Origin of the sequence: Staphylococcus sp. 11-B-312 (genome assembly GCF_016743055.1) — a bacterium.
In the GTDB taxonomy this organism is placed as follows: Bacteria; Bacillota; Bacilli; order Staphylococcales; family Staphylococcaceae; genus Staphylococcus; species Staphylococcus ureilyticus.
The window spans coordinates 1314924-1330158 of sequence record NZ_CP068241.1; the positions used below are offsets into that span (position 1 = coordinate 1314924).

The following is a 15235-nucleotide window of genomic DNA, read 5'->3' on the forward strand; positions in this document are numbered from 1 at the left end:
ATTTAAAATTAGAAAAAATAACCATGCTTTACTTTTGAACAAAGCATTTCAAGGAGAAGCAAAGTTAATTACAAAACCAATTTTGGAGCATCATAAACTTAAAGGTAAGATTGAAATAAATAAAAAACATTATACTTACGTTTATAATTTACAAACATCAAAAAATATAGATTTAAAAAAGTTTCTGCTTTTTTATTACAAAAAACCTGTAAAGTCAATGGGAAGTTTAATACTATAAAAAACGAACCAAATTCTAATCTTATTTTTATGATTCAAAATATTCATCTTTCAAGTTGTAAAACTAACAATAATAACTTTACTGATATTTTAAATAAACATAAAGCATTGATTTACGAAAGAATGCAACAATGGAAAATAATTTCACCTGAAAAAACGATCGCATTTATAACAGGTGATACATCACTTATGAATAAAGATGAATTAGATAGAATAAAAGAAATTGGCATAGCGCATCTTCTGGCTATTAGCGGGACACATATTGCTATTATTATTACAATTATATGCTATATACTTAACAGATTAAAATGCCCATTGTTTTTAATTAAAATAATATTAATCATATTATTACCTATCTATTGCATGTATACAAACATGTCGGCAAGTGCTGTCAGGGCAATATTAATGAGTTTGATAATAATCATTTTTCCAAAATACATTATAAAGCATTCAATGAACGTTTTAGCTTTTTTATTTATTTGCTTAACAATTTTAACCCCCTCGTTAATTTATCATATCGGATTTCAACTTTCGTTTTTAATTACTTTTTCAATCCTTTTTGCCAGCCCGTTACTAAAGAATTTAGGTATCTTTAAATCTTTATGCGCTATCACATGGATAGCACAATTAAGTTCATTTATTTTAAGTTGTATCCATTTTCACCAGATTCAATGGATTGGCTTGATATCTAATATCTTTTTTGTTCCATTTTATTCTTTCATACTATTTCCTTTTGTTATTTTTCTTACTTTTATAATACATTTACCATTCAAACCTATTATTATAACCAATTTATATAACTTATTAATTATTTTTCATGATAAAATGGTTGAACTTTTTGATAAACTCAACTTTTTCAAATGGTATATTCCTACATTAAATAATCTTCAAATAGCTATAATAACTATCGTTGCATTTTTGACCTTAGTTCTATTCGTTCATAAATGCTATAAACTAATGTCAATTACTTTAATTACTTTGTATATTGTCTCTACAATGCTACCTCAAGTGCATGCATATCAACTTACTATGTTGGATGTAGGGCAAGGGGACTCACTTTTATTTGAAACTCAATACCACGAATCACTATTAATCGACACGGGTGGTAACTTTAATTCGAAACAAAAAGTTGCGAATCATAATATTTCTAGATATCATATCTTACCAACTTTAAAACGACATAATGTAAAAGAACTTGATTACGTTATAATTACTCATCCTCATCTAGATCATATGGGTGAACTAAGTTATTTAATTAAACAACTCAAAATTAAAAGTATCATTATCAATGCTAATAGTTTTAAAATGAAAGAATTAAATCTTTTAAAAGTGAAATGTATAAAAAAAGGCATAAAGTTAATAGATTTTAAAAATAAATCACAATTTTTTATGAATAAAGCGAAACTTAATCTGTTAGATGCTACTATTCCTAACTCTAATAATTTAAATGAACAATCAATTATAATATTGATACAGTACAATAGTTATAAAATATTACTGATGGGTGATGCTACAAATCATAACGAAGAGAAATTGATACATAAATATCATTTATCCAATGTTAATATTTTAAAAATTGGTCATCATGGTAGTCGTACGAGTACAAGTAACAGTTTATTGCAATCAATTAGACCAAAAATAGCTCTAATTTCGGTAGGAGAAAAAAATAAATATGGTCTTCCTAATCGTCAAATTATTGATAGATTAAGATATAATAATATTAAAGTTTTTCAAACAAATGTAAATGGAGAAGTGAACATTTTATTTAAAGATCAAATAGAAATAAAATCTCAATACCATTGAAATTTTTTAGTTAGTGAGAAACTATTAGGCGTGTTATAATTACAAAATGTGTAATAGAATTGAAAGGGTGCCGAGAATGAGTAGCAATATAATAACGATATATGGTGAAGTACCTGAATTAATTGAAAAAAAAGCTTCTGAAGTTATTGAACAATATTTAGATGCACCAAAAGATGAATTCAACTTCGTTAAATATAACTTATATGAAAATGATTTAGCTCCAATTATTGAAGAAACGCTTACCATGCCATTTTTCTCTAATAAAAAAGCTGTTCTAGTACAAAATGCATATGTTTTTACTGGTGAGAAACCGCCTAAAGAATTAAATCATAACATTGATCAAATGATAGAATTTATAGAAAAATATGATGGTGACACTTTAATATTGTTTGAAGTTAATCATTCTAAATTAGATGAGAGAAAAAAAGTTGTTAAATCATTGAAAAAACATGCGCAAATTAAAAAGATAGAACAAATGTCAGAAGAAGAAATAAAACATTGGATAAAAAGTCAACTGCATGAGAATTATAAAGATATTAAGCAAGATGCGCTTGATTTAGTTATTGAATTAACAGGAGTTAATTTTAATGTTGTTAAGCAAGAGATAGAAAAACTCATTTTATTTTTGGGTGATAGAACGACTATTAATAAAGATGATGTTCATCAAATTGTAAATAGAAGTCTAGAACAAAATGTTTTTTTGCTCACTGAATATATACAAAAAAATAAAAAATCAAAAGCCATTCAACTAGTTAAAGACTTAATAGCAATGAAAGAGGAGCCTATAAAATTATTAGCACTGATTACAAGTAATTATCGACTTTTTTATCAAAGTAAAATATTGGGACAAAAAGGATATAGTGGCCAACAAATTGCTAAAACAATCAACGTTCATCCCTATAGGGTGAAGTTAGCTTTAAACCAAGCAAGGCATTATGAATTAGAAAGTTTATTAAATATTATTGATAATTGCGCAGAAACAGATTATAAATTAAAGTCATCTTATATGGATAAACACCTTATCCTCGAATTGTTTATTTTGTCCTTATAAATGTGAAGCTTTTTGTTTTCGTCTAGTCATTTCACTGGATAGATTTCTGTAGATGAATTTTAAAGCATGTTGATAGTTATGATGCTAAAACTAATAAATATTAAAGTTGTAAAAAAGCCCAGAAATGATTTCTCTTATTATAAATCATTTCTGGGCTAATCTTATGTAGCAGGTCGCATGAAATATTGAAATAAAAAAAGTTCAAGCGTAGGCTTGAACTTTAGTTTATTTAGCAGCTGTCATTAAAGAAGATTTAATTCTAGCAGCTTTGTTAGAATGTATTAAGTTGCGTTGCGCAGCTTTATCTACTTTTTTCAATGCAAAGCTAATTAATTCAGCTTTGTTGTCAGCGTTAGTGTCAATTGCTGTATGAGCTCTTTTCACAGCTGTACGCATTGCATTTTTTTGTGAAATATTACGTTCCTCAGTTACACGAGTAGTATTAACACGTTTAATTGCAGATTTAATGTTTGGCATGTCTGTCACCTCCTAAAAGTGTGATCTTCGCTATCAAAAATTAATTTGATTACAACAAGAAATATTTTATCAAAACAACCAAGTTTCTGCAATCATTTATTTATAATAAGGCGCGTAAACTCGCGATAAATGATACAATAATAATTATAACAAGAAAAGATATTAGTAAAAATAGTAACATAAGCGACGAAAGATAAACATAAATTGAAATTTTACTATTAATTTTATCAAGTTTGCAATTAGTAGATAAAAACGTTATTATATCAAAGAATGTCATACATATTACGGGCTAGAATTATGAAAGTGAGACTGATAATACATGGATAAAGAAAATCGTTTAAACAAGCGTGAAAATATAAGAAACTTTTCTATTATTGCACATATTGATCATGGAAAATCTACATTAGCAGATAGAATTTTGGAAAATACTAAATCTGTTGAATCACGTGAAATGCAATCACAGTTATTGGATTCCATGGATTTAGAGAGAGAACGTGGTATAACAATAAAATTAAATGCGGTACGTTTAAAATATGATGCAAAAGATGGTGAGACTTATACGTTTCATTTAATTGATACACCTGGACACGTAGATTTTACATATGAAGTTTCAAGATCATTAGCTGCATGTGAAGGCGCTATATTAGTAGTAGATGCTGCACAAGGCATAGAGGCCCAAACATTAGCCAATGTTTATTTGGCATTAGACAACGATTTAGAGTTATTACCAGTTGTGAATAAAATAGATTTACCAGCAGCGGAACCTGAACGTGTAAAGCAAGAAGTAGAAGATGTCATAGGACTAGATAAAGATGATGTTGTATTAGCTAGTGCAAAATCAAATATTGGTATTGATGATATATTAGAAAAAATTGTAGAAGTCGTGCCACCACCACAAGGAGATCCAGACGAACCATTAAAAGCATTGATTTTCGATTCAGAATATGATCCCTATAGAGGTGTTATTTCATCAATTAGAATTGTTGAAGGTACTTTGAAAACGGGTGATGAAATAAAAATGATGGCTACAGGAAAATCTTTTGAAGTTACAGAAGTAGGCATCAATACACCAAAGCAATTACCAGTTAGCGAGCTAACTGTTGGAGATGTTGGTTATGTCATTGCTAATATCAAAAATGTAGATGATTCACGTGTCGGGGATACAATTACCCATCTACACCGTCCAGCAGCTGAGCCGTTAAAAGGATATAAGAAAATGAACCCAATGGTTTTCTGCGGTTTATTCCCTATAGACAATAAAGACTATAACGATTTACGTGAAGCATTAGAGAAGTTACAGTTGAATGATGCTTCATTAGAATTTGAACCTGAGTCTTCTCAAGCATTAGGTTTTGGATACAGAACAGGGTTTTTAGGCATGTTGCACATGGAAATTATCCAAGAACGTATTGAACGTGAATTTGGAATAGAATTAATCGCTACAGCCCCATCTGTAATTTATGAATGTATTCTTAAAAATGGTGATGAAATCTCAGTCGATAATCCAGCGCATATGCCTGAAAGAGATCAAATTGATACGATTTATGAACCTTTTGTAAGAGCGACAATGATGGTACCAAACGATTATGTGGGTGCAGTTATGGAATTGTGTCAACGTAAGCGTGGCCAATTTATTAATATGGAGTATTTAGATGATATACGCGTCAATATTATCTATGAACTGCCTTTATCTGAAGTAGTGTTTGATTTCTTTGATCAGCTAAAATCAAATACAAAAGGTTATGCTTCTTTTGACTATGAATTTATTGATAATAAAGAAAGCGACTTAGTTAAAATGGATATATTACTAAATGGAGAGAAAGTAGATGCACTTAGTTTTATAGTTCATAAAGACTTCGCATATGAAAGAGGGAAAGCGTTAGTTGAAAAGCTTAAAACGCTAATACCTAGACAACAGTTCGAAGTACCGGTACAAGCAGCAGTTGGACAAAAAATAGTTGCTCGTACAAATATAAAATCAATGGGTAAAAACGTTTTATCTAAGTGTTATGGTGGCGATATTAGTCGTAAAAGAAAATTATTAGAAAAGCAAAAAGCTGGTAAGGCAAAAATGAAAGCAGTGGGGAATGTTGAAATACCACAAGATGCTTTCCTTGCAGTGCTTAAGATGGACGAAGATTAATATGATTTTTTAAACATTGGGGCCTTAAATCCATTCGATTTATGGCCCAGTTTTTGTTATATGAATCTATTTTATTTAACGAAAGAAGGTCATTTCAAAAATGGAAGTGAAAAGTGCTTATATCCATATCCCTTTCTGTGTCAAAATTTGTACTTATTGCGATTTCAATAAATACTTTATACAAAATCAACCAGTGGATCAATATTTAGATTGCTTAATTAACGAAATGAAACAGAGCGAAGTTAGATCTTTAGAAACCGTTTTTGTGGGTGGTGGGACACCTACCGCGTTATCATATGAGCAACTGGAAAAACTATTAACTGCAATTACCGATATTTTTGAAATTAAAGGTGAATTTAGTTTTGAAGCCAATCCGGACGAACTAACTTTAGCCAAAGTACAACTTTTAAGAGATTATGGTGTAAATAGATTATCGATGGGCGTTCAAACATTCAAACCCGAATTACTAGCGATATTAGGACGTTCTCATAAGACAGAGGACATTTATAGAGCAGTGAACAATGCAAGGAAAGTTGGTATACCTTCTATAAGTTTAGATTTAATGTATCATCTACCCCAGCAAAGCCTAGAAGATTTTCAAGAAAGTTTAGAAAAAGCGTTAGCGATGGATATTGATCATATTTCAAGTTATGGATTGATTTTAGAGCCAAAAACTCAATTCTATAATATGTACCGTAAAGGTCAATTGAAAATTCCAAACGAAGATGTTGGTGAAGAAATGTACGAATATTTATTAAAGCGAATGCACGAGACTGAATTACACCAATATGAGATTTCAAATTTTGGTAAAAAAGGACATGAATCAGAGCATAATAAAGTATATTGGAAAAACGAAGGCTATTATGGATTTGGCGCAGGGGCAAGTGGTTATGTAAATGGCGAGCGATATAATAATGTAAACCCTGTGAATCATTATATAAATAAGATACAAAATAAGGAAAGGCCCGTTCTTGACTCAGTTTATCCAACAGAAAGTGAACAAATGGAAGAGGAAATGTTTCTAGGTTTAAGAATGAATCAAGGCGTTAGTAGAAAACGGTTCGAACAAAAATTTAATAAAACAATTGATGATGTTTATAACGACACAATCAAAGATTTAAAGCAACGAGAATTAATTAATGATACTGGCGGATATATTTCTTTAACAGAGAGAGGTAAAGTAATTGGAAATCTAGTATTTGAGTCGTTTTTACTAAATGTTTAATTTTTTTCAAAAACTAGGGCTTTAACATTGACTTACTTTGACCAATTTGATAAATTATAATTAGCACTTGAAACAAAAGAGTGCTAATGAGGTGAAAACATGATTAGTGATAGACAATTGAGCATTTTAAATGCAATTGTTGAAGATTATGTTGATTTAGGTCAACCGATTGGTTCCAAAACACTGATTGAAAGACATAATTTAAATGTTAGTCCTGCTACTATTAGAAATGAAATGAAACAACTAGAAGAACTACAGTTAATAGAGAAGACACATACTTCATCAGGACGTTCGCCGTCAGAGTCAGGCATCAGATATTATGTGAATCAATTATTGCAACAAACATCTCATCAACAACACAAAAAAATACAACGTTTAAGAGACTTACTGGTTGAAAATCATTATGATATCTCCTCAGCTTTGAGTGAGTTCGCAAATGAACTTTCAATCGCTTCTCAGTATACAACGTTGGTAATGCGTCCAAATCACAAAAAAGATATTATTAATAACATTCACTTGATTCGAGCGAATGCATATTTAGTAATCATGGTTGTTGTTTTTACTTCTGGCCATGTTGAGCATTTACATTTAGTATCCAAAGCACGTTTATCGAGTGATGAATTGACTAAAATAGCTAACTTTGTGACTGCAAGATACAATGCATTAAATCAACAACGCTTAGAAAATGAACTTAATGCTTTTGCGAAGTCGGATTTTGAAAAAGACTTTATAAAAGAAATGTTAGATACGATAGATGTTCATTTTGATAATCAAAGTAATGGCATTTACATGGGTGGAAAGGTTAAACTAATTGATGCACTTAATGAATCAAATGTTTCTTCTATTCAACCTATCTTGCAGTATATTGAATCAAACAAAATTACTCAGCTACTTGATGAAATGTCAAATTCATCAATTAATGTTAAGATTGGACAGGAAATCGAATCAAGCTTGAGCGATATTTCTATCGTCACTACAGAATATCATATTGATGATAGACTTAAAGGCCAAATTGCGGTTATCGGACCAACGGCAATGAACTATCAGAATGTAATACAATTACTAAATACGATTTGGTAATTAAGAATTGTATTGGAGGGCAGAAAATGACAGAAAAAAATGAATCAGTATTCGATGAAAACGAAAAAACTGAAGATATTAATCAAGAATCACAGAACGACCAAACTACTTCAGTTGAAGATGCTGATGAAATGAATAATGAATCACAAGATAATCTGCAAGAAGAAAATTCTGAAGATACTGAGGCAGATATCGATCCTAAAGATGAAGAAATTCAACAATTAAAAAATAATGTTCAAGAAGAAGAAGAAAAATATTTAAGATTATACGCAGAATTTGAAAATTATAAGCGTAGAATCCAAAAAGAAAATCAAACGATGAAAGCATATAAAGCTCAGGATGTTTTAAATGACATTTTACCGACTATAGACAATATAGAACGAGCTTTACAAATCGAAGGCGAAGATGAGCAATTTAAATCATTACAAAAAGGTGTGGAAATGGTTTATGAAAGCTTATTGAACGCATTGAAAAATAACGGTTTAGAAAAAATTGAGGCTGAAGGTCAACAGTTTGATCCAAATATACATCAAGCTGTAGTACAAGACGACAATCCTGATTATGAATCAGGTCAGGTCACTCAAGAACTACAAACTGGTTATAAATTGAAGGAACGTGTTTTAAGACCTTCAATGGTTAAAGTAAATCAATAGTTATATTGATGAAAATACCAAATTTTCAAAACAAACAGGAGGAATTTAGTTATGAGTAAAGTAATAGGTATTGACTTAGGTACAACAAATTCATGTGTAGCAATTTTAGAAGGTGACGAACCAAAAGTTGTTCAAAATCCAGAAGGTGCTAGAACAACACCATCTGTTGTTGCATTTAAAAATGGTGAAACTCAAGTAGGTGAAGTTGCTAAGCGTCAAGCAATTACTAACCCTAATACGATTCAATCTATCAAACGTCATATGGGTACTGAACATAAAGTAGATGTAGAAGGTAAATCATATACACCACAAGAAATATCTGCGATGGTATTACAAAACCTTAAAAGTACAGCAGAAGATTATTTAGGTGAAAAAGTAGAAAAAGCAGTTATCACTGTTCCTGCATACTTTAATGACAGTGAACGTCAAGCTACAAAAGATGCTGGTAAAATAGCTGGCTTAGAAGTTGAACGTATCATTAACGAACCAACAGCAGCAGCATTAGCTTATGGTTTAGATAAAACTGAACAAGACCAAAAAGTCCTAGTATTTGACTTAGGTGGCGGTACATTCGACGTATCTATTCTTGAATTAGGTGACGGTGTATTTGAAGTACTTTCTACTGCAGGTGATAATAAACTAGGTGGAGATGACTTTGACCAAGTTATTATCGATTATTTAGTAGCAGAATTTAAAAAAGAAAATGGCGTAGATTTATCACAAGACAAAATGGCATTACAACGTCTAAAAGATGCAGCTGAAAAAGCTAAAAAAGATTTATCAGGTGTTTCTCAAACACAAATCTCATTACCATTTATTTCTGCAGGTGAAAATGGTCCATTGCACTTAGAATTAAGTTTAACACGTTCAAAATTTGAAGAATTAGCTGATTCATTAATCAGAAGAACAATGGAACCAACGCGTCAAGCTATGAAAGATGCTGGTATTAGTAGTTCTGATATCGATGAAGTTATTTTAGTTGGTGGTTCAACAAGAATCCCTGCTGTTCAAGAAGCTGTGAAAAAAGAAGTGGGTAAAGATCCTCACAAAGGTGTTAACCCAGACGAAGTAGTAGCAATGGGTGCTGCTATCCAAGGTGGCGTTATCACTGGTGACGTTAAGGATGTAGTATTATTAGACGTAACACCTCTATCATTAGGTATTGAGATTATGGGTGGACGTATGAATACATTGATTGAAAGAAATACTACTATTCCGACATCTAAATCACAAGTGTATTCAACAGCAGCAGATAATCAACCAGCAGTTGATATTCACGTATTACAAGGTGAACGCCCAATGGCTTCTGACAACAAAACACTTGGCAGATTCCAATTGACTGATATTCCACCAGCTCCACGTGGCGTACCACAAATCGAAGTAACTTTTGATATCGATAAAAATGGTATCGTTAATGTTACTGCAAAAGATTTAGGTACTAATAAAGAGCAAAATATCACTATTCAATCAAGCTCTTCACTTTCTGACGAAGAAATCGATCGTATGGTTAAAGATGCTGAGGAAAATGCTGAAGCAGATAAACAACGTCGTGAAGAAAGTGATTTAAGAAACGAAGCAGATAGCTTAGTATTCCAAGTTGAAAAAACAATTACTGATTTAGGTGAAAACATCAGTGAAGATGATAAAAATAATGCAGAAGAGAAAAAAGAAGCTTTAAAATCTGCGCTTGAAGGCGAAGATATTGATGATATTAAAGCTAAAAAAGAAGAATTAGAAAAAGTAGTTCAAGACTTATCTGCTAAAGTTTACGAACAAGCTGCTCAAGCACAACAACAAGCACAAGGTGAACAAGCAAATGGTTCAGATGATAGCAATGTTGAAGATGCTGATTTCACAGAAGTGAACGAAGACGATAACAAAGACGATAAAAAATAAGTTTAGTTATTAATTGCTATTAAAAGCAAAATATGACACAATTGCTTAGCCAAATTAAGTCAAAGTCAATTGAACATTGGCTTTGACTTTTTCCTTTTTAATAAGTAATTTAATCCATCGTAAAAGGAGAGATAAAAGTGGCCAAAAGAGATTATTATGATATCTTAGGTGTCAGTAAAGACGCTTCTAAAGATGAAATAAAAAAGGCTTACCGTAAATTATCAAAAAAATATCATCCTGACATCAATAAAGAAGAAGGCGCAGACGAAAAATTTAAAGAAATCTCAGAAGCATATGAAACATTGAGTGATGAAAACAAACGTGCAAATTATGATCAATTTGGTCATGATGGACCACAAGGTGGTTTTGGCGGCCAAGGATTTGGTGGTCAAGACTTTAGCGGTTTCGGTGGTGGCTTCGAAGATATATTCAGTTCATTCTTTGGTGGTGGACGTCAAAGAGACCCAAATGCACCTAGAAAAGGTGATGACCTACAATATACAATGACTGTTACCTTTGAAGAAGCCGTATTCGGTACAAACAAAGAAATTTCAATTCGCAAAGATGTAACTTGTCATACCTGTGATGGCGAAGGTGCTAAACCGGGTACTAAGAAAAAAACGTGTCATTACTGTAATGGTTCAGGACATGTTGCAGTAGAACAAAATACGATTTTAGGTAGAGTTAGAACTGAAAAAGTTTGTCCAGTATGTAGTGGTTCTGGTCAAGAATTTGAAGAACCTTGTCCAACATGTCATGGTAAAGGTACTGAAAATAAAACAGTTAAAATTAATGTGACAGTACCTGAAGGTGTAGATAATGAACAACAAATAAGATTAGCAGGTGAAGGTGCACCAGGAGAAAACGGTGGACCACAAGGTGATTTATACGTTGTATTTAGAGTTAAACCATCTGAAACTTTTGAAAGAGACGGCGACGATATTTACTTTTCACAAGATATTAGTATTGCGCAAGCAACGCTTGGTGATGAAGTCAAGGTTCCAACCTTAAAAGGTCATGTAATGTTAACAATTCCTGGCGGAACACAATCAGGTAAACAATTCCGTCTTAAAGAAAAAGGCGTCAAAAATGTTCATGGATATGGTTATGGTGACTTGTTTATCAATGTAAAAGTTGTTACACCTACTAAGATAAATGAACGTCAAAAAGAATTGTTAAGAGAATTTGCTGATATTGATGGTGAATCATTAACTGAACAACCATCAAATTTTAAGGACAAAGCAAAAAGATTCTTTAAAGGAGAATAAAAAATGAACTGGACTGAAATATCAATCACTGCAAATCATGATACGATACCTATTATTTCTAATATTTTAGAAGAATTCGGGTCAAACGGGGTTGTTATCGAAGATTCATTAGATCTTCAAAATGGTTTTGCTGATAAGTTTGGTGAAATTTATGAGTTAAACCCTGATGATTACCCAGTTAACGGCGTAAGGGTTAAAGCTTATTTTAATGAAATGAAATATACTCAAGACTTTAAAAAAGATCTGATTCATGAAATTAAAAGCATTGAATCTTTGGATGCAAACATATTTGAATATCAACAACAAACGATTCAAGAACATGACTGGGAAAATGAATGGAAAAATTATTTTCATCCTTTTAGAGCTTCTGAAAAATTTACGATTGTTCCAAGTTGGGAAACCTATCAAAAAGAAGACGAAGCAGAAATGTGTATTGAATTGGATCCGGGAATGGCTTTTGGTACAGGAGACCACCCAACCACTAGCATGTGTTTGAAAGCGATTGAACACTTTGTAAAGCCAGATGATTCAGTGATTGATGTTGGTACAGGTTCAGGTATACTTAGCATTGCATCATATTTATTAGGAGTAGAACGCATAAAAGCGATTGATGTAGATGAAATGGCTATTAAAGTTGCGAAGGAAAACTTCGAAAAAAATAATTGTGTTAAAGCAATTGAAGCTGTGCCAGGTAATTTACTAACAGAAGAAACTGAAAAATTTGATGTCGTTATTGCGAATATTTTAGCTCATATTATTGAAGAAATGATTGAAGATGCTTATAATACTTTAAATAAAGATGGTTATTTTATAACTTCTGGTATTATAACAGAAAAGCATGAAACAATTTTAGCACAGATGAAGCGTGTTGGGTTTAAAATCATTTCTATTAATCATGAAAACGGTTGGGTATGTATCGTTGGACAGAAAGTGAGCGATTAAGCAATGCAGAGATATTTTATTGACCAAAACGCTGATGTAAATCAGCGTTTTTTTATTACTGATCAAAGTGATATACATCACATTACAAATGTAATGCGATATCAAAATGACGATCAAATTATTATTACTTTTTCAGATCAAAAAGTCTATAAATGTAAAATTGAAAATATAACTATGGATCAAATCGAAATTGTATTAATAGAAAAAATGGATATCAATACAGAGTTACCACAACATGTAACAATTTGCAGTGGTTTAATTAAAGCAGATAAGTATGAATGGATGATACAAAAATCAACAGAGTTAGGCGCAAGCCAATTTATTGCTGTTGGTATGCAAAGGTCAGTTGTAAAACTTAATGAAAATAAAGTAACTAAAAAATTAGAACGTTGGCAAAAGATTATAAAAGAAGCTGCTGAACAAAGTTATAGGCTAATTATTCCAGAGATAGAGTATAAGTCGAATTTAAAGGAAATCTATGATATTATTGATGAATATGATTATGTATTGATTGCTTATGAAGAATCTGCTAAGTGTGGGGAAAAAAGTACTTTTAAAGCAGTTGTTCAAAAATTTGAACCTGGTGATCGTGTGTTAATCATTTTTGGACCAGAAGGTGGTTTGTCTGAATCAGAAATTAAGTTATTTGGAAGTTCAGCATATCAAGTCGGTCTAGGTCCTAGGATATTAAGAGCTGAAACTGCACCTTTATACACATTAAGTGCTGTAAGCTTTCAAAAAGATTTATTGGGGTGATATTTATGTCAACGGTTGCATTTCATACATTAGGATGTAAAGTGAATCATTATGAAACCGAAGCAATTTGGCAATTATTTAAAGAAGCAGAATACGAGCGTGTTGACTTTGAAACAAATGCTGATGTATTTGTTATCAATACATGTACGGTTACGAATACAGGTGATAAAAAAAGTAGACAAGTTATCAGACGTGCTATAAGACAAAATCCAGACGCAGTTGTATGTGTTACAGGTTGTTATGCACAAACATCTCCTGCTGAAATTATGGAAATACCTGGTGTAGATATAGTGGTCGGCACACAAGATCGAACGAAGTTAATCGGTTATATCAATGAATTTAAAAAAGAAAGACAACCAATCAATGGTGTAGGAAACATCATGAAAAATCGTACATATGAAGAATTAGAGGTTCCATACTTTACAGACAGAACAAGAGCTTCATTGAAGATACAAGAAGGATGTAATAATTTTTGTACTTTCTGTATTATTCCTTGGGCACGTGGATTAATGCGTTCCAGAGATCCTGAAAAAGTGATAGAACAAGCAACAACACTTGTAAATTCAGGATATAAAGAAATTGTTTTAACTGGTATCCATACAGGTGGATATGGCCAGGATTTAAAGAATTATAATTTAGCACAATTACTACGTGATTTAGAAACGATAGATGGATTAGAACGTATCAGAATTTCATCAATTGAAGCCAGTCAATTAACGGATGAAGTCATTAGTGTAATTGAACAGTCAAACAAAGTTGTGCGTCATCTGCATATTCCTTTACAATCTGGATCTGATTCAGTATTGAAGAGAATGAGAAGAAAATATACTATGGCTCATTTTTCAGAGCGATTGACGCGTTTACATGAAGCGCTACCTGGATTGGCAGTTACAAGTGATGTCATTGTTGGCTTCCCAGGTGAAACAGAAGAAGAATTCCAAGAAACATATGATTTTATTGTTGAACATCAATTTTCAGAACTACATGTATTTCCGTATTCTTCTAGAATTGGTACACCAGCTGCAAGAATGGATGACCAAGTGGACGAAAATATTAAAAATGAACGTGTACATCGTTTAATTCATTTAAGTGATCAACTGGCTAAATCATATGCATCTAAATTTGACCAAGAGGTACTTGAAGTCATTCCAGAAGAAGTTGGCAGTGAGCAAGGGACTTTAATAGGTTTTGCGGATAATTATATGAAAGTTCAATTTGAAGGTGATGAATCACTGATTGGCGAGCTTGTAAAAATTAAAATTACTCAACCTGATTACCCAATCAATCATGGGGAGTTACTAAGAGTAGTGGATCATGCTACCAATACAACAGAACATTCAATTACTGTTTAAATTTTAATGAACAATGATTTAACTGCAAACATCTTTTGATGGTGTAAAATGAATCATGAAATTAAAATTTTACTAATTGACCACATTAATCAGATATATTATACTAATTAATACATGGTAATTACCGTGTAATGATTATAAAGTTTCGTTGATATTTGGAGGGAGGGAAATACACATGTCTAAAACAGTAGTCAAAAAGAACGAATCACTTGAAGATGCGTTACGTCGTTTCAAACGTACAGTTTCTAAAAGCGGTACAATTCAAGAAGTACGTAAACGTGAATTTTACGAAAAACCTAGCGTTAAACGTAAAAAGAAATCAGAAGCTGCACGTAAACGTAAATTCAAATAA

13 protein-coding genes are annotated in these 15235 nt (G+C 31.7%); 12 read left to right on the forward strand and 1 reads right to left on the reverse strand.

The genetic code is table 11. The annotated features are described in order from the left end of the window. The first annotated feature begins 267 nt into the window (after window positions 1-267). Window positions 268-2040, forward strand: a complete 1773-nt coding sequence (locus JG554_RS06280) for a DNA internalization-related competence protein ComEC/Rec2 (RefSeq protein WP_238394791.1) — start codon at window positions 268-270, stop codon at window positions 2038-2040. 76 nt (window positions 2041-2116) lie between these two features. Then, window positions 2117-3091, forward strand: a complete 975-nt coding sequence (gene holA / locus JG554_RS06285) for a DNA polymerase III subunit delta (RefSeq protein WP_203265393.1) — start codon at window positions 2117-2119, stop codon at window positions 3089-3091. Between the two features lie 225 nt (window positions 3092-3316). On the opposite strand, the gene rpsT is transcribed toward holA, so the two are convergent. Further along, the gene (rpsT, locus tag JG554_RS06290; RefSeq protein WP_046208132.1) at window positions 3317-3568 is read right to left on the reverse strand and encodes a 30S ribosomal protein S20; all 252 of its coding nucleotides are present in this window, start codon (window positions 3566-3568) and stop codon (window positions 3317-3319) included. A gap of 319 nt (window positions 3569-3887) precedes the next feature. Here rpsT and lepA point away from each other — a divergent pair, with 319 nt between their 5' ends. The 10 genes from lepA to rpsU all read left to right on the forward strand — a co-directional run bounded on the left by lepA (window position 3888) and on the right by rpsU (window position 15235). After that, complete coding sequence (lepA, locus tag JG554_RS06295) at window positions 3888-5711, forward strand: translation elongation factor 4 (protein WP_070039393.1); 1824 nt, start codon at window positions 3888-3890, stop codon at window positions 5709-5711. A 100-nt stretch (window positions 5712-5811) separates the two neighbouring features. Further along, window positions 5812-6936 carry a radical SAM family heme chaperone HemW gene (gene hemW / locus JG554_RS06300; protein ID WP_070039392.1) on the forward strand — a complete coding sequence of 375 codons (1125 nt, stop codon included), beginning with the start codon at window positions 5812-5814 and terminating at the stop codon, window positions 6934-6936. A 99-nt stretch (window positions 6937-7035) separates the two neighbouring features. Next, entirely contained in the window at window positions 7036-8016 is a 981-nt protein-coding gene (gene hrcA, locus JG554_RS06305) for a heat-inducible transcriptional repressor HrcA (RefSeq protein ID WP_046208135.1), read from the forward strand. 26 nt (window positions 8017-8042) lie between these two features. Then, entirely contained in the window at window positions 8043-8669 is a 627-nt protein-coding gene (grpE, locus tag JG554_RS06310) for a nucleotide exchange factor GrpE (protein ID WP_064208889.1), read from the forward strand. Window positions 8670-8720: 51 nt separating this feature from the next. Continuing rightward, entirely contained in the window at window positions 8721-10565 is a 1845-nt protein-coding gene (gene dnaK, locus JG554_RS06315; RefSeq protein ID WP_046208137.1) for a molecular chaperone DnaK, read from the forward strand. Between the two features lie 137 nt (window positions 10566-10702). Next, window positions 10703-11833 (forward strand): molecular chaperone DnaJ, encoded by a 1131-nt coding sequence (gene dnaJ / locus JG554_RS06320; protein ID WP_046208138.1) that lies wholly within the window; start codon window positions 10703-10705, stop codon window positions 11831-11833. A gap of 3 nt (window positions 11834-11836) precedes the next feature. Beyond that, entirely contained in the window at window positions 11837-12775 is a 939-nt protein-coding gene (gene prmA / locus JG554_RS06325; RefSeq protein WP_070039389.1) for a 50S ribosomal protein L11 methyltransferase, read from the forward strand. Between the two features lie 3 nt (window positions 12776-12778). Continuing rightward, entirely contained in the window at window positions 12779-13531 is a 753-nt protein-coding gene (locus JG554_RS06330; RefSeq protein ID WP_070039387.1) for a 16S rRNA (uracil(1498)-N(3))-methyltransferase, read from the forward strand. Window positions 13532-13536: 5 nt separating this feature from the next. Further along, window positions 13537-14883, forward strand: coding sequence for a tRNA (N(6)-L-threonylcarbamoyladenosine(37)-C(2))-methylthiotransferase MtaB (gene mtaB, locus JG554_RS06335; protein WP_046208141.1), 1347 nt, complete (start codon window positions 13537-13539; stop codon window positions 14881-14883). 175 nt (window positions 14884-15058) lie between these two features. Beyond that, entirely contained in the window at window positions 15059-15235 is a 177-nt protein-coding gene (rpsU, locus tag JG554_RS06340; RefSeq protein WP_002483157.1) for a 30S ribosomal protein S21, read from the forward strand.

What these genes read in the sequence shown, in the direction of transcription:
- grpE (WP_064208889.1), top strand. Translation starts at nt 8,043, where the DNA reads ATGACAGAAAAAAATGAATCAGTATTCGATGAAAACGAAAAAACTGAA.
- lepA (WP_070039393.1), top strand. Translation starts at nt 3,888, where the DNA reads ATGGATAAAGAAAATCGTTTAAACAAGCGTGAAAATATAAGAAACTTT.
- prmA (WP_070039389.1), top strand. Translation starts at nt 11,837, where the DNA reads ATGAACTGGACTGAAATATCAATCACTGCAAATCATGATACGATACCT.
- rpsU (WP_002483157.1), top strand. Translation starts at nt 15,059, where the DNA reads ATGTCTAAAACAGTAGTCAAAAAGAACGAATCACTTGAAGATGCGTTA.
- dnaK (WP_046208137.1), top strand. Translation starts at nt 8,721, where the DNA reads ATGAGTAAAGTAATAGGTATTGACTTAGGTACAACAAATTCATGTGTA.
- JG554_RS06330 (WP_070039387.1), top strand. Translation starts at nt 12,779, where the DNA reads ATGCAGAGATATTTTATTGACCAAAACGCTGATGTAAATCAGCGTTTT.
- JG554_RS06280 (WP_238394791.1), top strand. Translation starts at nt 268, where the DNA reads ATGATTCAAAATATTCATCTTTCAAGTTGTAAAACTAACAATAATAAC.
- mtaB (WP_046208141.1), top strand. Translation starts at nt 13,537, where the DNA reads ATGTCAACGGTTGCATTTCATACATTAGGATGTAAAGTGAATCATTAT.
- hrcA (WP_046208135.1), top strand. Translation starts at nt 7,036, where the DNA reads ATGATTAGTGATAGACAATTGAGCATTTTAAATGCAATTGTTGAAGAT.
- hemW (WP_070039392.1), top strand. Translation starts at nt 5,812, where the DNA reads ATGGAAGTGAAAAGTGCTTATATCCATATCCCTTTCTGTGTCAAAATT.
- holA (WP_203265393.1), top strand. Translation starts at nt 2,117, where the DNA reads ATGAGTAGCAATATAATAACGATATATGGTGAAGTACCTGAATTAATT.
- rpsT (WP_046208132.1), bottom strand. Translation starts at nt 3,568, where the DNA reads ATGCCAAACATTAAATCTGCAATTAAACGTGTTAATACTACTCGTGTA.